Below are 25,401 nucleotides of genomic sequence, written 5' to 3'. Positions count from 1 at the left end.
CTTTCAGGAGGGGCCGGAAAGGCCGTAGACCCGGCTGGCATTGTGTGCTCCCGCCCACTCGGCGAACCGCAGCGCGTCGGGCAGACCCAGTTCGTCGGCGTCCACCCGGTCCTGCAGCAGACCGGCCAGACCGCGGCGGAAGGAGAGCGCGCCCAGACAGTAGAACTCCGCCACACCGTACGCGTCGGAGCTGTACAGCAGCTTGCGGAACGGCGTGATCTCCATCGCCTCCTCCAGGACCGCCCGGGCGCGCGCCGGGCCGACGTAGTGCAGGGTGAGGCCCACGTCCAGGTACACGTGCTCGAACACGGCGGCGAGGTAGGCGGCCTGGCGCTGGTACGGCCAGCAGTGCAGAAGCAGCACCGGGATGGCGCCGGCGGTCAGATGCAGCCAGTCGGTGAGATGGCTGGGGTCGACGCGGTGCAGGCGGATGTCGTTGTCGCCGAAGCCGGTGTGGAGTTGGAGGGGGAGGCCGAGGTCGACCGCGGTCCACAGCAGGTGCCGTACGAGGACAGGATCGTCCAGCCGTCCGCCGCGCGCCGGCCAGTGCCGGGCCGCCTCGGTGACCTCTGCGTCGGAGGGGCGGGCCGGGTCCAGGTCGAAGCCGGTGCGGTACGCGGCCACGGACTTCACCGCCACCACGCCCGGCCGCTGTACGGCCTCCAGCGCGGCCGCCTGAAAGGCGTCGCCGTAGTCGTCGGGCTCCACGCCCTGCGCCGCCACCGCCTCGGCGACGCCCTCCAGCCGTACGACCTCGTACGCCGTCCCGCCCGCGGTCCCGGCCAGTTCCGCGGGCGTGGTGAGGAGCTTTGGGGCGTAGCCGGTGTCCACGCAGAAGGTGCTTGTCCGCGCGGCGGTGAGGAAGCGGCGATGCACCTCGTGTGCGCCCAACTCCGCCCGCCGGGCCAGGTATTCATCGGGCGGTGCATGGCGCGGCAGGTCCAGCAGCGGGGCGCAGTGGCGGCGGATCGCCACGCCGACGGGAGAGTCGAAGGGGGAGATGCCGGGCCAGGCCGCGCCTTCGGTGATCAGGTCCTCGAAGTCCTCCCGGGTCAGGTCGGCGTCGACGAGGCCGTGGCAGTGGTGGTCCACCAACTCCAATGCGTCCAGCGCCTCCTGGACCGGCCCGCCCATGGTCAGTACTTCCAGCGGTACGCCGCCGCCACCCGCTCGTCGTCCAGCCCGTGCGCCGCCGCGATCTCCCCCTGTCGTACGGCGATCACGGCGTCCGCGAGGACCGGGCCGAGCGCGGCCCGCAGCCGTTCGTCCTTGCGGAACTCCTCGACGGCTTCGGTGAGTGAGGTCGGCAGGCGGCGCACGCCCCGGGCCGCCGCGTCCGCGGGGTCCAGACCGGCCGGATCGCCGGTGATCTCCTCGGGCAGGGGCGTGGACGAGGTCAGGCCCTCCACTCCGGCTGCGAGCAGGCAGGTGAGGGCGAGGTAGGGGTTGGCGGCCAGGTCGACCGGTTTGACCTCCAGGTTCGCGGCCTGGTCGCGCAGGCCAGCCGTGCCCGTGACGACCCGCACCGCCGCCTCGCGGGTCTCGCGGCCCCACGCGGTGAACACCCCGGCCCACTGGGAGGGTTTGAGCCGCAGATAGCTCGCCGGGCTGGGGGCGGTCACGGCCGTGAGGGCCGGGAGGCGGGCGAGCACCCCGGCCGCGAAGGACTCCGCGGCGGCGGTCATGCCGTAGCGGCCCTCGCCCCCGGAGTGCAGGTTGACGCCGTCGCGCCAGACGGAGAGGTGGATGTGGCCGCCGTTGCCGACGCCCTGCGCGAAGACCGCAGGGGCGAAGGACACCACCAGCCCGTGGCGCTGGGCCACCGCCCGGATGGTCTGCCGTACCAGCACGCTCCGGTCGGCTGCCGCCACCGGGTCGAGCGCGCCCACCGAGACCTCGAACTGCCCGGCCGCGTACTCGGGATGGATCTGTTCGACGTCCACGCCCTGCGCGGCGAACGCGGCCAGCAGGTCGGCGGTGTAGTCGCTCAGTTCGACCTGGCGCGTGGCGCTGTACGCGGGTCCCGAGGTCGCGGGCACGAAGTCGCCGCCCTCCGTCGGACCCTGCCCGACGGCCCATTCGATCTCGATGCCGGCCTTGAAGGTGAGGCCGTGCCGTTCGGCGGCCGCCAAGACCATGCGGCGCAGGATCGTGCGGCTGCAGCCCGGATGTGGTTCGCCCTCCTGCGTGATCCGGTCGACCGGAGCCCAGGCCCAGCCGGGCTGCCCGGCCAGGACGACGAGTCGGCCGAGGTCGGGGTAGAGGCGCAGATCGCCGTCCGGGGAGCCGAGGACGTCGGTGGAGACGATCGAGTCGTTCGCCAGGAACGTGTCGAACACCGGCGACATGCCGACGCCCCAGGCCACCGCCGAGGCGAGGCGGGCCGTCGGGATCGTCTTCACCCGGCCTACGCCCGCGGTGTCGACATAGGCCAGGACGATGCCGTGCACGCCCCGCCCGGACAGTTCTTCGCTGAGCGCGGTGGCCCGCTCGACGTCACCGGGGCGCCCGCCGGGGACGGGATCGGCAAGGGTCGTCATACGTCCTCCACGCTCGGCACGTCCGTCAGGGCTGCTCCGTCAGGGTTTCACGGCCACCGCGCCGAACTGCGGTACCACGGCGGGCGATCCGGGCTCGGCGCGCCACTGCGAGCAGGACACCAGGCCGGGCTCGAGGAGGTCCAGGCCGTCGAAGAAGGCCGCGATGTCCTCGCCGCTGCGGGCGGTGATCGGCGGGGTGGCGTTCTCGTTCCAGAACTTCATGGCCGGGATCTGGCCCGCGCCGCCCAGGTCGTCGTCGAAGGTGGGATGGGTGAGGACCAGGAAGCTGCCGGCGGGCATCGCGGCCATGACCTTCCGTACGATCTCGCGCGCCTTCTCCGCGTCCAGTACGAAGTTGAGGATGCCCAGCATCATCACCGCGACCGGTTTGGTGAAGTCGAGGGTCCCGGAGGCGCGTTCGAGGATGGCGTCGGGGTCGTGGACGTCGGCGTCGATGTAGTCGGTGACGCCCTCGTGGGTGCCCGTCAGCAGGGTGCGGGCGTGGGCGAGCACGATGGGATCGTTGTCGACGTAGACGATCCGCGCGTCGGGTGCGATGCGCTGGGCGATCTGGTGGGTGTTGTCCGCCGTCGGCAGCCCCGTGCCGATGTCCAGGAACTGCCGCACCCCGCGCTCCTCGGCCAGGAACCGCACCGCCCGGCCCAGGAACCAGCGGTCCGCGCGGGCGATCTCCCGGATGATCGGGAACATCCCGGCGACGTGCTCGCCGACCTGCGCGTCGACCTCGTAGTTGTCCTTGCCGCCGATCCAGTAGTTCCACACGCGCGCGTTGTGCGCCACACCGGTGTTCAGCCTCGCCGACCCGCCCGGGGTGTGGCTCTCACTCACAACTCTGCTCCTTCTCAACACCTGTGGCTGTCGCCGCCATTGTGCCGCCCGGTGATCACGCTGTCCCGGGAATCGGCCGATCAGGTGTGCGGAATGGGCGGGTTGAACGGCCGTCAGCCGGCCCGGCCGGGACCGGCGGCGGGCGTCTTGCCGGCCTGGACGTCCTTGAGCCGCTGGGCGCCCTTGCGTACCGCCGGCTCCAGCGAGTCGTGCGCGCCCCCGGCCAGGCCGCCGGCGGTGACGGTGATCGCGTCGCTGCCCACGCGTACGGCGGCCACGTCCAGGGTGAGGGTGGCGGGTTCGCCGTTCGCGGTGCCCTGCACTGTCACGTGCAGACCCTGCCGGGCGTCGCCCTGCTTGGGCACCGTGGCGGAGGTCACCTGGACCGTCCGCTTGCCGCCCTTGGCGTCGGTCGCGGTGAACTGGTCGCACTTGGCCGGCAGGGTCTTGAGCCAGGCCAGCGCGGCACTCAGCCGGACGCGGTTGTAGGCGGCGACCTGGTGGAGGAGACGGGAATCGCCCTGCTCGAACCCGGTCAGCGCGGACGCGCCGGCCGGCTTGCCCAGCAGGTCGTCGTCGTAGAGCGCGTCGAGGAGCCGCTGGCAGTCGGCCGCGTCGGCCTTGGCGGTGATGAACTGGGCGACGTCGACCTTGCCGATGAGCAGGGTGTCGCCCCAGGCGGCGGCGCCCTTGACCTGGTTCCAGTTGCCTTCCAGGTCGTCCTCGGTGATGAGCGCGGCCTGTGCTCCGGCCTGGGTGAGACGCGGTGGGGCGGACGTGCGGGTCGGGGCCGGGGCCGACGTACGGGCCGCGAGGGGTGAGGCGGCGGCGTCGGAGGCCTGGGAGCCGCCTCCCTCGCCCGAGCACGACGCGGTGGCCAGCAGCGCACTCACCGCCACGGCCGAGGCGAACACACCGAGGAGAGGGGACGGTCTAGGGCTCATTGCGGATGCCTCCGGAGCAGCTGGGGGACCTCCCCTCAGCGCACCACCGGCCCTACCGCCCCACCAGGCACACAAGCCCGTTCGGGTGAGCGGGCCGTCAAGGCGTCCCCCGCTCCGCGTGCACGCGGACCCTGCGCCCGCCGCACTCCGGGCAGACCGCGTCAGCGAGTGGCGACCGCACGGCCCGGCCGGCCTCGTCGACGTACTCCTGGGTGGTCAGTCCCGTGAAGTCCATCGGGTCGGTGAAGAACATGAGCTGGAAGACGGCCCGCCAGGCGTGGCCGCAGTCCGTGCAGTCGAAGCCGTAGGTCTCCGGCACCGAGGGGGGATCCGCCGTCATGGCCCCGGTCCTTCACCCGGTGACGAGAAGTACATGCCCTCCAGCGCACAACGCGCCACGTCGCACGGCAACTCGAACGCCCCGCCCGGCATGCCGGCAATCCCGCCCGCGGTGACACTGACCTCATGCCGACGTGTCCCAAGGAGTGACCATGCTGCCCGGATTCCTGGCCAGGGCAGTCGCGTTGCTGCTCGGCCGGCAGGGCCGATCGCTGCATCTGAAGGCGGCGGGCGGGGCGACGGCCGTCCTGGGGGTGGTGATGCTGATCGGCTCGTGGGCCGTCGTCGTCGCTGAACACGGCGCACCGCGCGCCAACCTGCGGACGTACCCGCAGGCGCTGTGGTGGTCGATCGAGACGGCGACCACCGTCGGGTACGGCGACTTCTATCCCGTGACCCTCGGCGGCCGCATCATCGGCGCCGTCGTGATGGTCGTAGGGATCACCACGTACGGCATGGTCACCGCGGCCCTCGCGACCTGGTTCGTCGGACGGGAGCAACGGCGCCGCCACCATCTCGCCCTGCACGCACAGGAGTTGGGCGAGGAGACCGTCCATGCCCTGCATGAACGCTTCGACCGGCTGGAGCGGATGGTGGCCGGGAGCGGCGAGCGGAATTGAAGGCAGGCGCCTGCCTTGCTACCCGTGAGTACCCTGCCGTGTGACCTCTGTGACGCCTGAGGTACGGTCCCCGGGATCCGCGCGTACCCGCACGCCGCGGACTGTCACGGGCGGTGTCGAAGGGGGCGGCGGAGGCATGGAGTTCCACCTGGTCGACGAGAGCAGCGCGGAGCGGCGCGGCACGCGGCTGGAGGACCTGGCTCCGGAACCCCTGCTCACCCGGGACTACGAGACCCGCCCCGCGCTCGTCTACGAGCGGCTGCGGGAGCGCCACGGCCCGGTCGCGCCGGTCGACCTGCTGGGAGTGCCCGCCTGGCTCGTGCTCGGCTACCGCGAGTCGCTGCAGATGCTCCAGGACGACTCCGGGTGGCCCAAGGGCCTGGAGAACTGGCGGGCCCGCACGGAAGGCCGCGTGCCCGCCGACTGGCCGCTCGGCCCCTCCCTCGAGGTCAACCACGTACTGATCCAGGGCGGCCCCGGCCACCGCACGCTGCGCGGCGCCTGGGACACCGCCCTGCGCCCCTTCCAGGACCCCCACAACCCGCAGGCCAAGCGGCTCAAGGCGGCCGTCACCGGCTACGCCGACGAGCTGATCAGCCTGCTCGCCCAGGGGGGCGCCACGGGCATGGCCGACCTCTCGGCGCAGTTCTCCCGCCCGCTCCCGCTGATGGCGGCGAGCCATCTGCTCGGCTTCCCCGGCTCGCAGGGCGACGACGCCCTGATGGACATGTGGCGGGTGCTGGACGCCGGCCCGGACGCCGAACCCGCCCTGGAACGCCTGCTGGTCACGCTCACCGAACTCGCCGCCGCCAAGATCGAGAAGCCGGGCGACGACTTCCCCTCCCAGCTGCTGGCCGCCCACCCGGACCTGTCCGTCGACGCGCTGGCCCGCGAGCTGTTCATGCTGCTCGGCATGACCTCCGACCACGTCGGCATCCTCATCTCCAACACGGTCGTCGAGGTGATCGCAGGAGACAGCGACGGCGGGGTCCGCACCACCCTGTCCGCGGGCATGGTGCGCGAGACCATGAACCGGGTGGTCATGCGCAAACCGCCGCTGGTCAACTTCGTGCCGAGGTTCGCCGCCGCGGACACCCGGCTCGGCAACTACACCATCCGCACCGGCGACCCCGTGTGGGTCTCCTCCGCCGCCGCGCACGCCGACCCCCTCTTCGCCGGCCAGATGGCACCCGGCGCCGGCATCAGCAGCCGCGCCCACCTCTCGTGGGGCGCGGGCCCCCGCCAGTGCCCGGCCCGCGAGCTGGCCTCGACGATCGCGGCAGCGGGCGTGAGCCGTGTCTTCGAACGGTTCGGGCACCTGGAGCTCGCCCTCCCCGTCGACCAACTGCCGTGGCGTTCCTCGCCGTTCATGCGGGGCTGCGCTCGTTGCCGGTGCGCTACGAACTGTCCGGGCCGCCGCTGCCCCTCCCGCCGGCGCCTGCAGCGGACGTACCCGATGCACCCGCCGTACCGGACCAGGCCGCCAAGCGGCGCTCGTCGTTGTGGCGCTACCTGGCGGGCCTGATCCGGTCCGGAAGCTGAGCGTCCGCGCAGCTCGCGTAGGGTGACGGGACCGCCGTAAGCCAGCCCGCGCCCCGTCGCGCCCCACCGGAAGCAGGTCATGTCCTCCGCCGCCTCGCCGCTCCTCACCGCCTCCGGCCCGCCCACCGGCCCCGCCGACATACGCCTCGTCGTCACCGACATGGACGGCACGCTGCTGGACGACGCCAAGCGGATCCCGCCGGGGCTGTGGGAGACGCTGGCCGAACTGCGCCGCCGCGGGGTGCTGTTCAGCCCGGCGAGCGGACGGCAGTACGCCACGCTGGCACGGGAGTTCGCCGCGGTCGCCGAGGGCATGGTGTTCATCGCGGAGAACGGCACGTACGTGGTGCGCGACGGCGTGGAGCTCAGCTCGGACCCGCTGGAGCCCGGTGTCGCGGCCCGCGTCGTGCAGGCCGTACGGCGGCTGACCGCCGAAGGCGTGGACGTGGGCGCCGTCGTCTGCGGCAAGCGCTCCGCCTACGTCGAGCGCAGTGACGAGGCGTTCCTGGCAGAGGTACGCAAGTACTACGTCGAGCACCGCGTCGTCGAGGACGCCACCGCGCTCGACGACGACGTCATCAAGGTCGCCCTCTTCGACTTCGGCTCCGCCGCGCACACCACCGCGCCCGCGCTGGAGTCCTTCACCGCCACCCTCCCCCACTCTCGACTTCGCTCGAGCGGGGGGACCCCCATGGTCGTGGTCTCCGGCGAGCACTGGGTCGACGTCATGAACCGCACCGCCAACAAGGGCGCCGCCCTGCGCCGCCTCCAGCGCGAACTGGGCATCACACCAGCCCAGACCATGGTCTTCGGCGACTACCTCAACGACCTGGAGATGCTCGACGCCGCCGATTGGTCCTTCGCCATGGCCAACAGCCACCCGGACGTCATCGCACGGGCCCGCCACCTGGCCCCGTCCAACAACGACAACGGAGTGCTGCGCACCGTCGCGCGCGTGCTGCACCTCTAGGTACTCGGCTGCGCATACCCGTTCTGCCACGCCCAGGCCGCGATCTCGACCCGGTTCCGGGCGTCCAGCTTGAGCTGGACGCTGGAGAGGTGGGTCTTGACCGTGGAGAGGGAGACATAGAGCTCGGCGGCGATCTCGGCGTTGGTGCGGCCGAGGGCGACCAGACGGACCACGTCCAGCTCGCGGTCGGTGAGGGACTCGGTCGGCGGTGCGGTCCGCGCGCGGACATCCGTCTTCGGGTCGGCGGTGACGTGTTTGAGCAGACGGACCGTGACCGACGGGGAGACCAGTGAGTCACCGGCCGCCGCGGCGCGCACCGCCTCCGCCAGCAGCGTCGGCCCGGAGTCCTTCAGCAGGAACCCGCAGGCGCCGCCGCGCAGCGCACCGTACACGTACTCGTCGAGGTCGAAGGTGGTGACCACGACCACCCGCATCGGGTCGGCGACGTCCGCGTCGTGCGTGACCATGACCAGGGCGGCGCCCTGCTCCCGGGCGACGGAGGTGAGCAGGCGCACGACCTCGGTGCTGGTGGCCTGGTCGAGGGCGCCCGTCGGTTCGTCGGCGAAGACCACGTCCGGTTCGACGACCAGGGCGCGGGCGATGGCGACCCGCTGGGCCTGCCCGCCGGAGAGCTGACCGGGCCGGCGCTGCTCCAGGCCGTCGAGGCCGAGCGGTGCGAACCAGCGGCGGGCCTGCCGGACCGCCTGCCGGCGGGGCATGCCCTCCAGCATCAGCGGCAGCGCGACGTTCTCCTCGGCGGGCAGCTCCGGCAGCAGCTGGCCGAACTGGAAGACGAAGCCGAAGCGCTTACGGCGCAGGGCACTGAGCTTGTTCTCGCTCAGGCCGTCGATGGCCTGCCCGCGCAGCAGGACGGTGCCGCCGTCGGGGCGGATGATCCCGGCGAGGGTGTGGAGCAGGGTCGACTTGCCGGATCCGGAGGGACCCATGATGGCCAGCGAGTCCCGCTCGCGGACCTCCACGTCGACGCCGTCCAGGGCGGCGGTCGAGCCGTACTTCTTGGTCAGGCCGGGTCCGGCCAGAACGGTGTTCACGATGGTCTCCCCAGGTCGCCGGTTCTTCTCAGCGCTCGAACTTCCAGGTCACGGACTTACTCGTGGCCTTGACCACGGAGACGCGGATGTCGACGCTCTTGCCGCCGCCGGTCTTGCCGGTGCACGTGACGGAGGCCCCCGCGACGGCCTTGAGTCCGGTCGGGCAGGTGACGCCGGAGACGTCCTTGCCGACCCACGGCAGCGGGTGGTACTTGCCCTCGGTGCGGCCCGCGACGATGTTGGCGGCCAGCGCCTTGTGCCCGTCGACCTGCGCGGTGGTGTACTCGTCCAGGTGGGTCGTCGACTCGGTCCCGGAGAGCAGATAGGTGCCCAGACCGCCCAGAGCGACCACGGCGGTCGCCCCACCGACGGCGCCGACGAGGAACTTGCCGAGCTGCATCACGTACTCCTGATGGTTGGGGAGGAAACCGCCGACGAGGTGGCTCGCTGACGAGGTGACCTCCGACGAGGTGCCTTCACCCTCGCCCGCGGGCATGTGCGCGCGCCTCGGTCATACGGCCATGGTCGGGCGGCGGGGCCTCGACCATTCGGCCGATCCGGGCGCCGCAGACCCTCGCCTACGGTGAGCCGCATGACCTCCATCTCCGGCCGGGGCTGCGCCCAGGGATTCGGCGTCGGCTTCCTGCTCGCGGCGTCGCTCGCCGACATCGCGGGAGCGGGCAACGCGGGCCAGAGCGTATGGCCGACGGTCGTACTGCTCCTGGTCGGACTGGCCGCCGTCCTGTGGCCGCCCCGGCGCCGCCCCGCCTGGCTCACCCCGCAACTGCGCACCGCCGTGCCCGCGCTGCTGTCCGCGCTCTACACGGTGGGCGCCCTGGTGTCCGGCCGGGCGGACCTGTTCGGCCCGGGTGAGACGGCGATCCTGCTGTGTCTGCTGTTCATCGCCGTACGGGACTGCCCGCCGCGCTCGGCCGTGGTGTGCGGCCTGCTGGACCTGGTCGTCCTGCTGGCCACACCGGTCCGCTACTCCCACTCCCTGGGCGGCACGGAGGGCGGCGAAGCCCTCGGCTTCATGGTGGTGGGCCTGGCCCTCGCCGGTCTTGTCGCGGGGCTCGCCGCCTACCTTCGTTCCCTCGACTACCGCCGTACGGTCGCCGTGGCCGACACCCGCCGAGAGGAGCGGGTGGCGATCGCCGCCGACCTGCACGACTTCGTCGCCCACCACGTCACCGGCATCCTGGTGCAGACCCAGGTGGCCCGCATGATGGCGGACACCCGGCCGCGGGAACTGGATCCCGTCCTGGCGGGCATCGAGCGCGCCGCGACCGAGGCGCTCGCCTCGATGCGGCGCACGGTCGGCGTGCTGCGCGACACCGGGGAGGAGGCCGACCGCCGCCCGGTGGGCGACCTGGCGGGCATCGCCGGCCTGACGGAAGGCTTCGCGAGCCCCATCCAGAAGGCCACCCTGCACCACGACCCCGCCGTCCCCGACGACCTCCCGCACGAGGTTCAGGCGGCAGCCTTCCGGGTCGTCCAGGAGGCACTGACGAACGTGCGGCGCCACGCGGCCGACGCCGCCGAGATCACCGTCCAGGTGCGCTACGACGCCGGCCACCTCTGCGTCTCGGTCACGGACGACGGCCGCGGCGGCACCCAACTCCCCGCCGCGGCCCACGGCGGCGGCTTCGGCCTGGTTGGCCTCAAGGAGCGGGTGACCGCCCTCGGCGGCGAACTGCACGCGGGGCCTCGGGCAGGGGTCGGGTGGGAAGTACGGGCGGTGTTCCAAGCAGCCCGCGGTTCGGCCGCGCCCTGAAGGGGCGCGGGGCTGCATCCATTTGCGGCTCCGCCGCGGGGCGCGACCAGCCACGACGTACAGGCAGACGATCGACGGCCAGACGTAGCCCCGCGGCCGCTGCTCGCTGTTCAATGGAGCTGCACACACCCGCGCCGAGAGGCGAGAGGAGAACGCCAGTGACCCCTGCCCCCGTGCCGCCGGTGGGCGCCCGCATCCGGCAGGCGCGCGTCGCCAAAGGCGTGAGCCTGCGCGCCCTCGCCCGGGAGATCGGCGTCTCCGCGAGCCTGGTCTCCCAGATCGAGACCGGCAAGAGCCAGCCGTCGGTGAGCACGCTGTACGCGATCACCACCGCACTGTCGATCTCCGTGGAGTCGCTCTTCGACGCCTACGAGGACGAGGCCGCCGCTTCGCCGGTCGTGGCCGCGGCCGCCGCCCCCGCAACCGTCCTGCATGCTCTGGCGGCCTTCGCCGCCGACCCCGGCCGGCGCATCGGACCGCTGGTCACACCGGGGGAGCGGGAGCAGCTGGAGCTGGACTCGGGGGTCGTGTGGGAGCGGCTCGGGCATGTTCCGGGCACCGACGTGGACTTCCTGCTGGTGACCTACCGGCCCGGCGGCTCCTCGTCCAGCTCCGGCGGTCTGATGCGGCACACCGGCACCGAGTACGGCTGTCTGACCTCGGGCGAGCTGGTCCTCACCCTCGGCTTCGACGAGTACACCCTCCGCCCCGGCGACGCCGTCTGCTTCGAGTCGACGACCCCGCACCGCTACCGCAATGATGGAGCTGAACCGGCCGTCGGGGTCTGGTTCGTGTTCAGCCAGAGCGTTCAGTAGCACTTGACACCTGCCCGGCATGGTCGTTCACTCCGGAGTGGGGGTGGTCGCCATGGCGATCCGCACATATGGACCCAACGCCGTCGACTGGGAAGAGCGCATCGACCTGGACCGGCTGCGCAGACAGCGCCTGGCCAGGCTCAACGAGACCCTGAACCGCTCCTCCCTGGGCGCGGTGCTCAGCTTCGACTTCGCCAACATCCGCTACATGACCGCCACGCACATCGGTACCTGGGCGATGGACAAGCTGATCCGCTTCGCCCTGCTGGTGCGCGGCGGCGAACCGGTCGTCTGGGACTTCGGCTCCGCGGCCCGCCACCACCAGCTGTACAACCCGTGGCTGGACTACAGCGACGGCAAGGAGGGCCCGCCCACCGGCGCCCGCGCCGGCATCTCCACCCTGCGCGGCGCCTTCCACCCGCAGGCGGGCATCGCCGAGGACGTCGCCGCCAAGATCGCCACCGAGCTGCGCGAGCACGGCCTCGCGAACGAGCCGCTCGGCATCGACGTCGCCGAAATGCCGGTCCTCGCCGCCCTGCGCGCCGAGGGCATCGACGTCGTCGACGGCCAGCAGGTCTTCCTGGAGGCCCGCCGCACCAAGACCCGCGACGAGATCTCCCTGCTCACCCAGGCCTGCGCGATGGTCGACGCGGCCTACGAGGAGCTGTACGGCCACCTGCGCCCCGGCGTGCGCGAGAACGAGTGCGTCGGCCTCGTCAGCAAGGTCCTCTACGACCTCGGCAGCGAGTACGTCGAAGGCGTCAACGCCATCTCCGGCGAACGCTGTTCACCCCACCCGCACGTCTACAGCGACCGCCTGATCCGCCCCGGCGACCCCGCCTTCTTCGACATCCTGCACAGCCACCTCGGCTACCGCACCTGCTACTACCGCACCTTCGCCGTCGGCAGCGCCTCCCGCGCCCAACGGGACGCCTACGTCCGCTGCCGCGAGTACATGGACGAGGCCATCGCCCTGGTCCGGCCCGGCGCCACCACCGCCGACATCGTCCAGGTCTGGCCCCGCGCCGAGGAGTTCGGCTTCGCCGACGAGACCGCCGCCTTCGCCCTGCAGTACGGCCACGGGGTGGGCCTGTCGATCTGGGAGAAACCCATCTTCAGCCGTCTGGTCTCCCTCGACCACCCCGAAGTCCTCGAAGAGGGCATGGTGTTCGCCCTGGAGACCTACTGGCCGGCCGCCGACGGCTGGTCCGCGGCCCGGATCGAGGAGGAGCTGGTCGTCACCGCCGACGGCTGCGAGGTCATCACCAAGTTCCCCGCCGAGGAACTGCTGGTCGCGGGCCGCAAGTACTGGACGGTCGGCGGCGAGCTCAACACCCGCCGTGAGGCACAGTCCCACCTCAACTCCCGTACCAACGGGGGTACTTGATGGCCGACCGCGACGAACTCCTCGCCCTGTACGAGCAGATGGCCGTCATCCGCCGTACGGAGAAGGCCGCCCACGACCTGTTCCTCTCCGGCCTGGTCAAGGGCACCACCCACCTCGCCGCCGGGCACGAGGCGATCGCCGTCGGCGCGAGCGCCGCCCTGCGCCCCGACGACTTCGTCTTCGCCACCTATCGCGGCCACCACCACGCGATGGCCCGCGGGGCCACCCCCGAGGAGTGCCTCGCCGAACTCATGCAAAGGGCTACGGGATTGTGCAGGGCCAAGGGCGGCTCCATGCACCTCACAAAGGCGGACGCGTTCATGCTCGGCTCGTACGCCATCGTCGGCGCCCACCTGCCGATGGCGGTGGGGGCGGCCTGGTCGGCACGGCTGCGTGGCACCGGGCAGCTCGCGGTCGCCTTCTTCGGTGACGGCGCCACCAACATCGGCGCCTTCCACGAGGCGCTCAACCTGGCCGCCGTATGGAAGCTGCCGGTGCTGTTCGTCTGCGAGAACAACCTGTACATGGAGTACACGCCGATCGCCGACGTCACGGCGGTCGCCCGCCCGGCAGCCGACCGGGCGCCCGCGTACGGCATCCCCGGCGAGGTCGTCGACGGCAACGACGTCCTCGCCGTGCAGGAGGCGGTGGCCCGCCTCGCCGAGCGGGCCCGGGCAGGAGACGGGCCCGCTCTGCTGGAGGCCGAGACCTACCGCCACTTCGGGCACAGCCGCGCCGACCCGGCCACCTACCGCCCGGCCGAGGAGGTCGAACGCTGGCTCAAGCACGACCCGTTGGACCTCGCCCGCGGACGCCTCGTCGAGCTGGGGGTGGACGAGGCGACGATCACCGCGGCCGACGAGCGCGCCCGTGACGTCGTGGAGAAAGCCGTCGAGGCGGCCAAGAACGCGCCGCCGCCCGATCCGGGCGAGGCGCTGACCGACGTATGGGCGGACGGAGGTGCGGCATGGCGGACATGAGCGCGGACCGTGACGTCATCACCTACCGCGAGGCGGTCGCCGAGGGCATCGCGCGGGAGATGCGCCGCGACCCGGCCGTCGTCTGCCTCGGCGAGGACATCGGCGAGGCCGGCGGGGTGTTCAAGACGACCGCCGGGCTGTTCAAGGAGTTCGGGCCCGAGCGGGTGTGGGACACGCCCATCTCCGAACAGGCCATCGTGGGCGCGGCGATGGGCGCCGCGATGACCGGGATGCGGCCGGTCGCCGAGATCATGTTCTCCGACTTCCTGGCCTGCTGCTGGGACTACCTCGCCAACGAGATACCGAAGGTGCGGTACATGACGGGCGGTCAGGTCACCGTGCCGCTCGTGGTGCGCACCGCCAACGGCGGCGGTCTCGGCTTCGGCGCGCAGCACTCGCAGGCCACCGAGAACTGGGCACTGACCGTCCCGGGGCTGAAGATCGCGGCCCCCGCCACGCCCGCCGACGTCATCGGCATGATGGCGGCGGCCATTCGGAGCGACGATCCCGTGGTCTTCTTCGAGCACAAGGGGCTGCTGGCGAGCAAGGGCGCGCCCGCGCCACCGGATCACATGGTCGAGCTGGGGCGGGCGGCCGTGGTGCGCGAAGGCGCCGACGTGACCCTGGTCGCGCTCGCCGCCATGGTCCCGGTGGCGCTGCAGGCCGCCGCGCAGCTGTCCGCAGAGGGCATCGAGGCCGAGGTCGTCGACCTGCGCTGTCTCGTCCCGCTCGACGTCGCCACCGTCCTCGCCTCCCTCGACAGGACCTCACGGCTGGTGACCGTGGAGGAGAACCCCTACCAGGGCGGCTGGGGCGCCACCCTCGTCTCGGTCGTCGCCGACGAGGGCTTCGGACTGCTGGACGCGCCGGTGCGCCGGGTGGCGGGGGAGTGCGTGCCGCTGCCGTTCGCCGACGTGCTGGAGGAGCAGGTCATTCCCACCGTGGACAAGGTCGTGGCGGCGGTGCGGAATCTCGCAACGTACTGAACACCCCTGAGGAGGAAGCGCGATGACCGATCGGATACTGCTTCGCGCGGGGCACGTGCTCTCGATGGATCCCTCCGTCGGGGATCTGCCGAAGGGTGACGTCCTCATCGAGGACGGCCGGATCGCGGCGGTGCAACCGGAGATCAGCGCCGATGCCGAGGTCCTCGACATGAGCGGCCGCATCGTGATCCCCGGCTTCGTCGACACCCACCGCCACACCTGGGAGGCCTCGATCCGTGGCGTCGCCCCCGACGCCACCCTGGACGACTACTTCGTCGACATCCTGGACACCTTCGCCCCGCTGTACACGCCCGAGGACGTGTACGCGGCCAACCTCGCCGGCGCCCTGGAGTGCCTCAACGCCGGCATCACCACCCTCGTCGACTGGTCCCACATCAACAACACGCCCGAGCACCCGGACGCCGCGGTCCAGGCGCTCACGGAGACCGGCATCCGCGCCCAGTACGCCTACGGCAGCGCCAACACCTCCCTCGCGGACTACTGGTTCGAGAGCAAGATCGCGATCCCGGGCGACGACGTCCGGCGTATCCGCGCCAAGTACTTCTCCTCCGATGACGGCCTGCTGACCATGGCGCTGGCCACTCGCGGCCCCGGATTCTGCGTCAACGACGTCGTCACCTCCGAATGGGCCCTCGCCCGCGAACTGGACATCCCCATCACCGTGCATGTGGCGATGGGGCGGCTGGCCGGCCGCTTCGGCATGGTGAAACAGCTCAACGACCTCGGGCTCCTCGGCCCGGACACCACCTACATCCACTGCTGCTACCTCCACGAGGACGAGTGGCAGATGGTCGCCGACAGCGGCGGTACGGTCTCGGTCGCGCCGCAGGTGGAGATCCAGATGGGGCACGGCTGGCCGCCCGTGATGGCGGCGATCGAGCACGGACTCCGGCCGTCCCTGAGCATCGACGTCGTCACCACCGTGCCCGGCGACATGTTCACCCAGATCCGCGCGGCCTTCGGCGCCGAGCGCGGCCGGCTCAACGCGGACTGCTGGCAGGCCAACATGCCCGTGCCGAAGACCATGTTGACGGCCCGTCAGATGCTGGAGATCGCGACGAGCAACGGCGCGCACGTCGCGAGACTGGAGCACCGCACCGGTTCCCTGACCCCCGGCAAGCGCGCCGACGTCGTCGCCCTCGACGCGACCGCTCTCAACATCGCGCCGGTGCACGACGCGGCGTCCGCGGTCACGCTGTGCGCGGACGTCTCCAACGTCGAGACGGTCATCGTCGACGGCGTGATCCGCAAGCGCGAGGGCAGGCTGACGGCCGACGTCGCACGGGCCCGGCAACTCGTCGAGGAGTCCCGCGACCGGCTCCTCGCGGCGAAGGAAGCGAAGGCGAAGGAGGCGAAGCCGACCGCATGACCCGGCATCTGGTGCGGCGGGCCGCCGACGCGGCCGAGCCGCCGTACGACGCACACGGCTACCGGCGCCGCACCCTGGTCGGTGAGGACGACGGCAGCGTGCACACCGGCTTCGGCCTCTGCGAACTGCGCCCGGGCGGCGCGGTGTCGGCGCATGTGCACTCCTACGAGGAGAGCTTCCACATCCTCGACGGAACCGTGATCCTCGACGTGCCCGACGGCTCGTACCTCCTGGAGGAGGGCGACTACGGCATCCTCCCGACCGGTGTCCCGCACGCCTGGCGCGGCACCGGGGACACGCCCGCACGCTGGGCGGACATGCTGGCGCCGGTCCCGCGGGCACGCTACGGGTACGACACCCAGGCCGTGCGCGACCTGCCGGCGACGAACCCCGCCCGCATCGACGTCCGCGACCCGCGCACCCGCTCCTTCGGCCACTTCGAACCCGCACAGATGGACCCGGGCAAGCAGTCCCAGGACCTCCTCGCCGTCTCCGCGAGCATGCGCACCGCGCTGCTCGTCTACAGCGGCATCACCGTCAAGATGATGGTCGACAGCGACCTCGGTGCGGTCGCCTCGACGATGTTCATGGTCCAGTACGCGCCCGACGGCGTCGCCGGCACCCACGACCACCCCTTCGAGGAGACCTACTACTTCCTCGAAGGCGAGGCGGACGCCGTGTTCGACGGCGAAAGCCACCGGCTCGGCCCCGGCGACTGCGCCTGGGCGGGCGCCGGTTGCGTGCACGGCTTCGCCAACGCCGGTACGGGGCCGCTGCGTTGGCTGGAGACCCAGGCGCCGCAGCCACCGCCGCGCCACTCGTACCGGTTCACGCGGGACTGGGAGTACCTGAGGGAGGCACTGGAGTCATGAGCAGCGTCCTGGTCGTCGGTGGTACGTCGGGCATCGGCCGCGAGTTCGCCCGGGTCCGGGCCGAGCGGGGCGACGAGGTGATCCTCACCGGCCGCGACCCCGACCGGGCCGACGCCGTCGCCAAGGAGATCGGCGCGCGAGGCCTCGCCCTCGACCTGTCCCGGCCGCACGAGATCGCAGCGGCGCTGGCGGACGTCGAACGCGTCGACCATCTGGTCCTCGCGGGCGTCTCCCGCGACGAGAACCGGGCAACCGACTACGACATCGCCGCAGCCCTGCGCCTCGTCACGCTCAAGCTCGTCGGCTACACCGAGGTCGTGCACGTGCTGCGGCCGCGCATGACCGACGACAGCGCGATCGTCATCTTCGGCGGCCAGGCCAAGGAACGCCCCTACCCCGGCGCGACCACGGTGGCCACGGTCAATGCGGGCGTACGCGGCCTGGTGAACACCCTCGCGGTCGAACTCGCGCCGGTCCGCGTCAACGCCGTCCACCCCGGAGTCGTGGGCGACAGCCCCTACTGGCAGTCCAAGCCGGAGGAGGTCCTGGCCGCCCTGCGCGCCAGGACCCCGACCGGACGGCTCGCCACCATGACGGACGTGGTGGACTCGGTGGACTTCCTGCTGCGCAACAGGTCAGTGAACGCAGTGGAGTTGAGCGTGGACGGGGGGTGGCTGCTGGGGTGAGCGACACCGGGACGAGCGCTGCGCGACCGCACCTCGCGGTGATCGGCACCGGCCGGATGGGCGCGGCCATGGCGGTACGGCTGCGCGAGGCCGGCTTCACGGTGACGGCGTACAACCGCACGCGCGCCAAGGCCGAGGCGACCGGGGCCGCGGTCGCCGACACGCCCCGCCGGGCGGCCGCCGTGGCAGACGTCGTCCTCGTCTCCCTCGCCGACGACACGGCCGTACGGCAGGCGTACGGCGGGGAGGACGGCATCGCCGCGGGGCTGCGTGCCGGCGCGGTGGTCGTGGAGACCAGCACCGTCGCCCCCGAGACGGTTGCCGCCCTGGCACCCCTGGTCGAGAAGGCGGGCGCGCTCCTGCTGGACGCCCCGGTCTCCGGCAGCGTCGTCTTCGTCGAACAGGGCAGGCTCACCGTCATGGCGGGCGGGGACCTGTCGGCCCTCGAACAAGCCCGCCCCGCGCTGGACGTCCTGGCCGCCCACGTCGTCCATGTCGGTCCCGCCGGCACCGGCGCGGCGATGAAGCTGGCCGTCAACTCCCTGCTTCTCGGCCTCAACCAGGCCCTGTCCGAGGCACTCGTCCTCGCCGAACGGGCCGGAGTGTCCCGGGAGTCGGCATACGAGGTGTTCGCGGCCGGCGCCGCAGGGGCGCCGTTCGTGCAGTACAAGAAGGACGCGTATCTGCACCCGGAGAGCGCCACGGTCGCCTTCACCCTCGAACTCGTCGCCAAGGACCTCGACCTGGCCCTTGCGCTCGCCGAGCGCGTGGGTGCGCCCATGCACCAGGCCGCCGCCAACAGACGGCTGGTGGGTGAAGCGGTGGAACAGGGCCTGGGCCAGCGGGACCTGAGTGCACTGGCCGACTTCCTCCGCGGTGACCGACGGCCTTCAGTCAGCCCTTGACGCCGACGCCCCCGTACAGCGACACGGGCCCCTCACCGTCCGGTGTCTCGTCCACGCCGAGCTCGGGATGCCAGTCCACCACGGACACGATCCCCGGCTCGATCAGATCAAGTCCCTTGAAGAAGCCGCCCATTTCGGCGTGTGTGCGGGCCACCAGGGTCACTCCGCCTGCCGCGTAGGCCTCGATGCCCCGCCGTACGTTCTCCGGCTCGAAGTCGGCCGTCATCGCGGACAGGATCAGGCAGCTGCCTGGCGCGAGGGCGTCGACGAGGGTGCTCACCAGGTCGTAGGCGCCGTCCTCGTCGGCGATGAAGTGCAGCAGGGCGATCAGGGACAGGGCGATCGGGCGGTCGAAGTCGAGGATCCGGCCCGCCTGTTCGAGGATCGCGGCGGGGTCGCGGGCGTCGGCCTGCAAATACTCGGTGACGCCTTCCGGGGTGCCGCGCAGCAGTGCGCCCGCGTGGGCGAGGACGATCGGGTCGTTGTCGACGTAGACGACGCGCGCGTCCGGTGCGACACGCTGGGCGATCTGGTGCAGGTTGGGCTCGGTGGGAATGCCCGTGCCGATGTCGAGGAACTGGCGGATTCCCGACTCCTCCACGAGCCTGCGCGTGGCGCGCTGCATGAACCGGCGATTGGCTCGCGCGGCCCGCGGCGCGTCTCCCTGGATCGACGCGATCTGCCGGCCCAGCTGCTCGTCGACGGGATAGTTGTCCTTGCCGCCGAGAAACCAGTCGTAGACGCGGGCCGGGTGCGGCCTGGTCGTGTCGATCCGCTGTGCGGCCGGCTCGGTCCCCGTCACGTGACGCTCCTCTGCTCGACAGGCCCAAAAAGGCGTGCGTGCGAGCAGTGTTACACGATCATGCCGCGCGGCGGAGACTGTCTTCGGCCACCTCCTTGTCGAGCGCCGCCCGCACCAACGCCGCGGCGAGCACGGCCGGTTGGGTGTCCCCGGCGAGTTTCACCAGCCGGTCAGGGTCCTTCGGCAGCCCCAGCCGTTCCGCTCCGTCGAGCGCCTTGCGGTCCAGGTACGGTGCGGCTTCCGGCCACACCTGCTGTGCCTCGCGCAGGAAGATGTCGGCGCCGGCCGGGCCCAGGCCCGGGACCTCCTGGAGCAGACGGCGCAGTTCGTCGACATCGCCGTCCGCCTCCTTCCGCAGCCGGCGCAGATCCCCGCCCCACCGCTCGGTCAACAGCTCGGCGCCGTCGCCGAGTTGAGTGGCAGTGCGCTCGTCGTAGCGGCGGTAGCCGCCGCGGCCCAGCGCGTCCACCCGCTGCTGCCAGTCGGCCTCGGCCATCCGGCGCGGGTCGCGCAGGCCCGCCCGGTACAGCTCGCGGGCGGTGTCGACGGCGATGGACCCGCGGATGCGGGCGCTGAACAGGAGCGCAAGGACCAGCAGCCGGTACAGCGGCTGCGGGGTGTCCTTGAGCGTGATGCCCGCCTCCTCGGCGAACGTCTGCCCATGCGCCCACACCAGTTCGCGTACGACGTCCTTCTGACCGCTCATGGCTTCAGCGGGTCGTGGCCGATCGTCATCAGCCGGTGCCGGCGGTCGGTGTCCTCTGCCTCGGGCTCGCTCTCCAGGTCCGTGACCGTGTCGACGACCTCGTACATCACACGGATGTCGTCGTCCGTGAGATCCGTGCGCCGTTTCTGCAGGATCGCCAGCACGTGCTGCCCGGTGGGCGAGCCCGCCTGGTCGGGCAGGGACTCCGTGCTCTCGTCGGCGTCACTCACCCGCAGCCAGGCGGCAAGCTCCTGGGAGGTCATGTTCACCGCGCGGTGGAAGTCTTCCCACAGCGCGTCGAGTTCGAGGGCGTCGGTCATCGAGTGCCCCTTCCGTACGTGCATGGTCCGGCCGTCGACGGGTCAGTCGTCGCGAGGCCAGTTCTCCGCGTCGAACATCCACCGCTGCTTCTCGAGCTCCGCGGTGAGGGAGATCAGCAGGTCCTGGGTGACGGGATCCGGCTCGGCGGTCGCGGCGATGCGCTCGCGCAGCCGTCCGATCGCCGCCTCCAGCGCGTCCGCGATCAGCTGGACGACGTCCGCGTCGCGCACCCAGCCGTCCTTCGGACCCGGCAGCGTGTAGGCCGCCGCGATCGTCTCGGGCCGTCCGTCGGGCGGCAGGCCGAGCGCCGAGGAGCGCTCCGCGACCGTGTCGGCGTACGAGCGGGCCGTGGCCACCACCTCGTCGAGCTGGAGGTGGATCGAGCGGAACCGCGGGCCGACGATGTTCCAGTGCACCTGCTTTGCGATCAGTGAGAGCCCGAGAAGATCCACGAGAGTGCTCTGCAGCGCGTCACCGGCGATCTTGCGGGCCGGTTCCGGAAGTGTGCTCTTCACCGCAGTCATAGGGCGCTTCTCCTTCCAGTCGTTGCGGTCACTCCACGCGGGCTCGGGTGCCCATGGCGAAGTGGTGCAAACAAGACGCCGGGCCGCCTAATGACGTCTCAGTGTGTGAGCACGCCGTCCAGAAATCGGGACAGATCCGCGAAGACCTCGGCCTTGTTGGTCTCGTTGAACACCTCGTGCCGGGCGCCTGGATAGATCCGCTCGGTGAGGTCGCCGCCGCTGAGCTGCTCGACGCCGACGCGGCTCCCGGCCGGCGGAACCAACCGGTCGTCCTCGCCGTGCAGCCACAGCAGCGGCAGGCGGCCGACATCACCGCTCTTGACGACGGTCTCCAGCGTCCGGGCGAAGGCCTCCACGGTCGGCCGCTTCATCGGACCGTGCCAGACCAGCGGGTCGGCCATGTACGCCGCCCCGACCGCCGCATCGCGGGAGAGCGAGGCCGGACTGATGGGCGTATCGGGGATCTCGTCGAGCGCGAGCAGCTGCCCCGGCAGTTCCCATGCGCCGATCACCGGCCCGGACAGTACGAGCGCCGCGAGCCCGTCGCCGTGGCGCTGGGCGTAACGGGCCGAGATCAGCCCGCCCATGGAGTGCCCGATCAGCACGACCGGCACCCCCGGGTGCACGGACCGTGCCAGCTCCGCCACGAGGTGGACGTCACCGACCACGTCCTCGAAGTCCTCGACCAGCACCCGCTCACCCGCCGACCTGCCGTGCCCCACATGATCGGGCGCGAAGACCGCGGCCCCGTGCTCGACCAGCACCCCGGCCACCTCCTCGTACCGGCCGGCGTGCTCCCCGTAGCCATGCACGACCAGCGCCAGATACCGGGGCCGCTCCCGTAGCCACTCGCGTACGGCGATCGATCCGTGGCTCCCCGTGACGACGTGCTCGCGGGCGTCGGCCATGTCTCCTCCAGCTGCATCGGTGAAGGTCCTGGCCCCTGGTGTCCTGGTGTCCTGGTGACCTGGTGACCTGGTGACCTTCCGGGATCTTCCCAGGCGACGCGGCAGCGGTCTACACTCCAAAACTAGCAGCGCTAATTAAGTGTGCCGTCGGTCAGGAGTCCTGTCGTGCGCCCCGTCCACTTCGCGGCCGCCCGCCGCACCCCCATCGGAAAGCTGCGCGGAGCCCTGTCCTCCGTGCGCCCCGACGACCTCGCGGCGCACGTGATCCGGTCCCTCGTCGCCGACGTCCCCGCTCTCGACCCGGCGCGCATCGACGACGTCTACTGGGGCGCCGCCAACCAGGCCGGCGAGGACAACCGCAACGTCGCCCGCATGGCCGCCCTGCTCGCCGGCCTCCCCGAATCCGTCCCCGGCGCCACGGTCAACCGACTGTGCGCCTCGGGCCTGGAGGCGGTGACGACGGCCGCCCGCACCATCGCCGCCGGAGAGGCCGACATCGTCCTCGCGGGCGGCTCCGAGTCGATGAGCCGCGCCCCCTTCGTCCTGCCCCGCCCCGACGAGGCCCTCCCACACCGCATCGAGACCGTCGACACCCGTCTCGGCTGGCGCCTGGTCAACCCGGCGATGAAGGACCTCCACGGCCTGCTGTCCATGGGCGAGACCGCGGAGGAGGTCGCCGACCGCCACGGCATCACCCGCGAACGCCAGGACGAGTTCGCCCTGCGCAGCCACCGACTAGCCGCGGACGCCCGCAAGAACGGCCACTTCGACGACGAACTCCTGCCGGTGGAACGACCCGACGGCGTGCTCGTCGACGCCGACGAATGCATCCGCGAGGACACGTCGTACGAGAAACTCGCGCGCCTGAAGCCGGTCTTCCGCACCGGAGGCACGGTCACGGCGGGCAACGCGTCCCCGATGAACGACGGCGCCGCCGGCCTCCTCCTGGTCAGCGAGGAAGCCCTCAACGAGCTGGGCCTGGAGTCCCTCGGCCGCTACGTCGCCGGCGCCTCGGCCGGGGTCCACCCCGACGTGATGGGCATCGGCCCGGTCCCCGCCACGCGCAAGGCCCTCGCCCGCGCCGACTGGACCGTCGCCGACATCCAGGAGGCCGAGTTCAACGAGGCGTTCGCCGCCCAGGCGCTGGCCTGCATCGACCAGCTCGGCATCGACCCCGACCTCGTCAACCCGAGCGGTGGCGCGATCGCCCTGGGCCATCCACTGGGCTGCTCGGGAGCCCGGATTCTTACGACGCTGCTGCATCGGATGCGGCGAACGGGGGCGGAGCGGGGCTTGGCGACGATGTGCGTGGGGGTGGGGCAGGGGAGCGCGGTGCTGGTGGAGCGGCACTAGACGGCACTTCTGGGCGCCGGTTCAGGTAATTCAGCCCGTCCGGCGTTTGAGGACGAGGCCGTTCAGGCTGAAAGCGGGGGTCTGGGGGCGGCAGCCCCCAGTGACGGCCGCACCACCGCCGGCGCCAACCAGCGAGACGGTACTTACACGCCCCGTTGGCTGCACATAGCATCGGTCCCCGCATGAACACGATGACGCTCTGGCACATAACCGGCTGGGAGTTCGCCGCCCTCGCCTTCGCCGCCCTCCTCGTCGGCTTCTCCAAGACCGCCGTGAGCGGGGCCAACACGGTGAGCCTCGCCATCTTCGCGGCGGTCCTGCCCGCCCGCGCCTCCACCGGCGTCCTGCTGCCCGTCCTGATCGTCGGCGACGTCCTCGCCGTCCTCACCTACCGCAGGCACGCCCACTGGCCCACGCTGTGGCGGCTGTTCCCGGCGGTCGCGGCGGGCGTGGTCGTGGGCACGGTGTTCCTGATGTGGGCCAATGACGGGATCGTACGGACGTCGATCGGCGCGATCCTGCTGCTCATGGCGGGCGTGACGGTGTGGCGGCGGCGCACGGCGGAGGCCGACGAAGAGCCGGACTCGGTGGCCACGAGGTCCGGCCGGGTCAAGGCCCGCTCGTACGGCGTCCTCGGCGGCTTCACCACGATGGTCGCCAACGCGGGCGGCCCGGTGATGTCGATGTACCTGCTCTCGGCGGGCTTCCGGAAACTCGGGTTCCTGGGCACCTCGGCGTTCTTCTTCCTGATCGTGAACGTGTCGAAGGTGCCCTTCAGCGCCGGCCTCGGCCTGATCGACGGCCGCTCGCTGTTCCTTGACGCCGCACTCGCGGTGTTCGTCGTGCCCGGTGCGTTGTTCGGCAAATGGGCTGTGAACCGAATCAACCAGCGCCTCTTCGAACAACTCGTGATCGCTGCGACGGTCGTGGGCGGCCTGCAGCTGCTGTTGCGCTGACCGAGCTACTCCTCCGCCGAACCCCGCAACAGCCCCGGCAGATCCGCGAACGACTCGATGACGTGATCCGGCGTACCGCTCGCATCCCGATGCGTCTCGGGCAGATACTTCCCGGTCTTCACCAGCACCCCGGTGATCCCCGCACGCTGCGCCGCCAGCACATCGGACTCGATGTCGTCCCCGACCATCACCGCCTCACCGGCCCCCACCCCGAGCCGAGCCAGCCCCGCCTCGAAGAACGCCGCCGACGGCTTTCCGGTCACCTCCGCCTCCGTCCGGGCGGCCTGCTCCAGCCCGACGAGAAACGCCCCGGAGTCGAGCTGTAGTCCGGCATCGGTACGCCAGTACAGATTGCGGTGTACGGCGACCAGCCGGGCCCCGCGCTGCAGATACCCGAAGGCCCGGTTGAGCGCGTCGTAGTCGAACTCCGGCCCGGCGCCCCCGACGATCACGACGTCCGGCACGCTCTCCGCATCGTCCGGGTCGACAGCCTCCGGGGCGGCATCCGCAGGGTCGAACAGCGCGACCCCGTCGAGATCCTCCCGGATGTCCCCACTGTTCAGCAGCACACACCGCGCACCCGGACACTGCTCGGCGAGGTGGGCGGCGGTGGCGACGGGCGCGGTCAAGATGTCGTCCGCGTCGACCGCGAACCCCGCCTCCCGCAAGGTCCCGGCGATCGACGCCCGGGTCCGCGACGTCGTGTTGGTGACCAGCGCGACCCCGAACCCGGCCTCCCTGAGCTCCCGCAGCGCCTCGACCGCCCCCGGCAACGGCTCCCACGAGACGGTGAGCACCCCGTCGATGTCGATGAGGACGGCACGCACGGACCCACGCACGGACTCACGTACTGACTCCATGCCTGGACGATAACCGCGCACCACCCGCCACCCCGGGAATGCGACGGCCGAAGGCGTTGTTGGACCAGCTGTGATTGACATGCTCGGATCATAGATCCGTGGCGTGGGCGAAGGGAGAACCTCATGGCACGCAGCACCGCGCGCCCCGTCGTCAAGCTGAAGTCGACGGCCGGAACCGGCGTCACCTACGTGACCCGCAAGAACCGCCTCAACGACCCCGACCGACTCGTCCTGCGCAAGTACGACCACGTGGCCGGCGCGCACGTCGAGTTCCGCGAGGAGCGCTGAAGCATCCCGCGACGACCGGGCCGAGGCCCCGA

27 protein-coding genes and 2 pseudogenes are annotated in these 25,401 nt (G+C 71.6%); 15 read left to right on the top strand and 14 right to left on the bottom strand.

Features of this window, described 5'->3' with window-relative positions:
- Window positions 1–3: 3 nt before the first annotated feature.
- The 5 genes from IH68_RS0117510 to IH68_RS0117490 form a co-directional block, all read right to left on the bottom strand.
- Entirely contained in the window at window positions 4–1,134 is a 1,131-nt protein-coding gene (locus IH68_RS0117510) for an amidohydrolase family protein (protein WP_030936003.1), read from the bottom strand.
- Between the two features lie 2 nt (window positions 1,135–1,136).
- Window positions 1,137–2,540 carry a glutamine synthetase family protein gene (locus IH68_RS0117505; protein WP_030936001.1) on the bottom strand — a complete coding sequence of 468 codons (1,404 nt, stop codon included), beginning with the start codon at window positions 2,538–2,540 and terminating at the stop codon, window positions 1,137–1,139.
- A gap of 39 nt (window positions 2,541–2,579) precedes the next feature.
- The gene (locus IH68_RS0117500; protein ID WP_030936000.1) at window positions 2,580–3,389 is read right to left on the bottom strand and encodes an SAM-dependent methyltransferase; all 810 of its coding nucleotides are present in this window, start codon (window positions 3,387–3,389) and stop codon (window positions 2,580–2,582) included.
- Window positions 3,390–3,502: 113 nt separating this feature from the next.
- Window positions 3,503–4,333 carry a hypothetical protein gene (locus tag IH68_RS0117495; RefSeq protein ID WP_030935998.1) on the bottom strand — a complete coding sequence of 277 codons (831 nt, stop codon included), beginning with the start codon at window positions 4,331–4,333 and terminating at the stop codon, window positions 3,503–3,505.
- 97 nt (window positions 4,334–4,430) lie between these two features.
- Entirely contained in the window at window positions 4,431–4,673 is a 243-nt protein-coding gene (locus tag IH68_RS0117490; protein WP_234341404.1) for a hypothetical protein, read from the bottom strand.
- 151 nt (window positions 4,674–4,824) lie between these two features.
- Here IH68_RS0117490 and IH68_RS0117485 point away from each other — a divergent pair, with 151 nt between their 5' ends.
- From IH68_RS0117485 to IH68_RS0117475, 3 genes and pseudogenes are all read left to right on the top strand, one after another.
- Complete coding sequence (locus IH68_RS0117485) at window positions 4,825–5,292, top strand: potassium channel family protein (protein WP_030935994.1); 468 nt, start codon at window positions 4,825–4,827, stop codon at window positions 5,290–5,292.
- 136 nt (window positions 5,293–5,428) lie between these two features.
- Window positions 5,429–6,834, top strand: a pseudogene (locus IH68_RS49865) (cytochrome).
- 79 nt (window positions 6,835–6,913) lie between these two features.
- Window positions 6,914–7,804, top strand: a complete 891-nt coding sequence (locus tag IH68_RS0117475) for a Cof-type HAD-IIB family hydrolase (RefSeq protein WP_030935992.1) — start codon at window positions 6,914–6,916, stop codon at window positions 7,802–7,804.
- Here IH68_RS0117475 and IH68_RS57130 read toward each other — a convergent pair.
- The 3 genes and pseudogenes from IH68_RS57130 to IH68_RS0117465 all read right to left on the bottom strand — a co-directional run bounded on the left by IH68_RS57130 (window position 7,801) and on the right by IH68_RS0117465 (window position 9,352).
- Window positions 7,801–8,238, bottom strand: coding sequence for a response regulator transcription factor (locus tag IH68_RS57130; RefSeq protein WP_234341423.1), 438 nt, complete (start codon window positions 8,236–8,238; stop codon window positions 7,801–7,803). The genes IH68_RS0117475 and IH68_RS57130 overlap by 4 nt on opposite strands.
- A gap of 6 nt (window positions 8,239–8,244) precedes the next feature.
- Window positions 8,245–8,856: pseudogene (locus IH68_RS57125) on the bottom strand (ABC transporter ATP-binding protein); the annotation flags it as partial.
- A gap of 28 nt (window positions 8,857–8,884) precedes the next feature.
- Entirely contained in the window at window positions 8,885–9,352 is a 468-nt protein-coding gene (locus IH68_RS0117465; RefSeq protein WP_324607675.1) for a DUF4333 domain-containing protein, read from the bottom strand.
- Between the two features lie 96 nt (window positions 9,353–9,448).
- Here IH68_RS0117465 and IH68_RS0117460 point away from each other — a divergent pair, with 96 nt between their 5' ends.
- From IH68_RS0117460 to IH68_RS0117420, 9 genes are all read left to right on the top strand, one after another.
- Window positions 9,449–10,630 carry a sensor histidine kinase gene (locus tag IH68_RS0117460; protein WP_051833522.1) on the top strand — a complete coding sequence of 394 codons (1,182 nt, stop codon included), beginning with the start codon at window positions 9,449–9,451 and terminating at the stop codon, window positions 10,628–10,630.
- A 158-nt stretch (window positions 10,631–10,788) separates the two neighbouring features.
- Window positions 10,789–11,445 (top strand): helix-turn-helix domain-containing protein, encoded by a 657-nt coding sequence (locus tag IH68_RS0117455; protein WP_030935984.1) that lies wholly within the window; start codon window positions 10,789–10,791, stop codon window positions 11,443–11,445.
- Between the two features lie 52 nt (window positions 11,446–11,497).
- Window positions 11,498–12,832, top strand: coding sequence for a M24 family metallopeptidase (locus tag IH68_RS0117450; protein ID WP_030935981.1), 1,335 nt, complete (start codon window positions 11,498–11,500; stop codon window positions 12,830–12,832).
- Window positions 12,832–13,812 (top strand): thiamine pyrophosphate-dependent dehydrogenase E1 component subunit alpha, encoded by a 981-nt coding sequence (locus IH68_RS0117445; RefSeq protein WP_030935977.1) that lies wholly within the window; start codon window positions 12,832–12,834, stop codon window positions 13,810–13,812. The genes IH68_RS0117450 and IH68_RS0117445 overlap by 1 nt, the downstream gene beginning before the upstream one ends.
- Complete coding sequence (locus IH68_RS0117440; protein ID WP_030935974.1) at window positions 13,800–14,798, top strand: alpha-ketoacid dehydrogenase subunit beta; 999 nt, start codon at window positions 13,800–13,802, stop codon at window positions 14,796–14,798. The genes IH68_RS0117445 and IH68_RS0117440 overlap by 13 nt, the downstream gene beginning before the upstream one ends.
- 22 nt (window positions 14,799–14,820) lie before the next feature.
- Window positions 14,821–16,188 carry an amidohydrolase family protein gene (locus IH68_RS0117435; RefSeq protein WP_030935971.1) on the top strand — a complete coding sequence of 456 codons (1,368 nt, stop codon included), beginning with the start codon at window positions 14,821–14,823 and terminating at the stop codon, window positions 16,186–16,188.
- Window positions 16,185–17,060, top strand: coding sequence for a cupin domain-containing protein (locus tag IH68_RS0117430; protein ID WP_030935968.1), 876 nt, complete (start codon window positions 16,185–16,187; stop codon window positions 17,058–17,060). The genes IH68_RS0117435 and IH68_RS0117430 overlap by 4 nt, the downstream gene beginning before the upstream one ends.
- Window positions 17,057–17,746: an SDR family NAD(P)-dependent oxidoreductase gene (locus IH68_RS0117425; protein ID WP_030935965.1), complete on the top strand. Its 690-nt coding sequence runs from the start codon at window positions 17,057–17,059 to the stop codon at window positions 17,744–17,746. The genes IH68_RS0117430 and IH68_RS0117425 overlap by 4 nt, the downstream gene beginning before the upstream one ends.
- On the top strand, window positions 17,743–18,651 hold the full coding sequence (locus IH68_RS0117420; RefSeq protein ID WP_234341403.1) for an NAD(P)-dependent oxidoreductase: 909 nt from the start codon (window positions 17,743–17,745) through the stop codon (window positions 18,649–18,651). The genes IH68_RS0117425 and IH68_RS0117420 overlap by 4 nt, the downstream gene beginning before the upstream one ends.
- Here IH68_RS0117420 and IH68_RS0117415 read toward each other — a convergent pair.
- The 5 genes from IH68_RS0117415 to IH68_RS0117395 form a co-directional block, all read right to left on the bottom strand.
- On the bottom strand, window positions 18,641–19,453 hold the full coding sequence (locus tag IH68_RS0117415; protein ID WP_030935958.1) for an SAM-dependent methyltransferase: 813 nt from the start codon (window positions 19,451–19,453) through the stop codon (window positions 18,641–18,643). The two genes, IH68_RS0117420 and IH68_RS0117415, sit on opposite strands and share 11 nt — an antisense overlap.
- Window positions 19,454–19,511: 58 nt before the next feature.
- On the bottom strand, window positions 19,512–20,159 hold the full coding sequence (locus tag IH68_RS0117410) for an endonuclease (protein ID WP_030935956.1): 648 nt from the start codon (window positions 20,157–20,159) through the stop codon (window positions 19,512–19,514).
- A complete protein-coding gene (locus IH68_RS0117405; RefSeq protein WP_030935954.1) occupies window positions 20,156–20,479 on the bottom strand; it encodes a DUF3140 domain-containing protein in 324 nt (107 codons plus the stop codon). Before IH68_RS0117405 ends, IH68_RS0117410 begins: the two co-directional genes overlap by 4 nt.
- Before the next feature lie 42 nt (window positions 20,480–20,521).
- Window positions 20,522–21,004 carry a Dps family protein gene (locus IH68_RS0117400; protein ID WP_030935951.1) on the bottom strand — a complete coding sequence of 161 codons (483 nt, stop codon included), beginning with the start codon at window positions 21,002–21,004 and terminating at the stop codon, window positions 20,522–20,524.
- Between the two features lie 98 nt (window positions 21,005–21,102).
- Window positions 21,103–21,912: an alpha/beta hydrolase gene (locus IH68_RS0117395; RefSeq protein WP_030935948.1), complete on the bottom strand. Its 810-nt coding sequence runs from the start codon at window positions 21,910–21,912 to the stop codon at window positions 21,103–21,105.
- A 165-nt stretch (window positions 21,913–22,077) separates the two neighbouring features.
- On the opposite strand from IH68_RS0117395, the gene IH68_RS0117390 reads away from it, so the two are divergent.
- Entirely contained in the window at window positions 22,078–23,265 is a 1,188-nt protein-coding gene (locus IH68_RS0117390; RefSeq protein WP_030935944.1) for a thiolase family protein, read from the top strand.
- Between the two features lie 182 nt (window positions 23,266–23,447).
- A complete protein-coding gene (locus IH68_RS0117385) occupies window positions 23,448–24,221 on the top strand; it encodes a sulfite exporter TauE/SafE family protein (protein WP_030935942.1) in 774 nt (257 codons plus the stop codon).
- Between the two features lie 5 nt (window positions 24,222–24,226).
- Here IH68_RS0117385 and IH68_RS0117380 read toward each other — a convergent pair whose 3' ends face one another.
- Window positions 24,227–25,081 carry an HAD-IIA family hydrolase gene (locus IH68_RS0117380; protein WP_030935939.1) on the bottom strand — a complete coding sequence of 285 codons (855 nt, stop codon included), beginning with the start codon at window positions 25,079–25,081 and terminating at the stop codon, window positions 24,227–24,229.
- Between the two features lie 123 nt (window positions 25,082–25,204).
- Here IH68_RS0117380 and rpmG point away from each other — a divergent pair, with 123 nt between their 5' ends.
- Window positions 25,205–25,369 (top strand): 50S ribosomal protein L33, encoded by a 165-nt coding sequence (rpmG, locus tag IH68_RS0117375; protein ID WP_030935936.1) that lies wholly within the window; start codon window positions 25,205–25,207, stop codon window positions 25,367–25,369.
- Window positions 25,370–25,401: the final 32 nt, after the last annotated feature.

Source organism: Streptomyces sp. NRRL S-646 (assembly GCF_000720765.1).
GTDB lineage: Bacteria > Actinomycetota > Actinomycetes > Streptomycetales > Streptomycetaceae > Streptomyces.
Note: the sequence above shows the minus strand (reverse complement) of the source record. Positions and strands in the feature narration are given on the sequence as shown.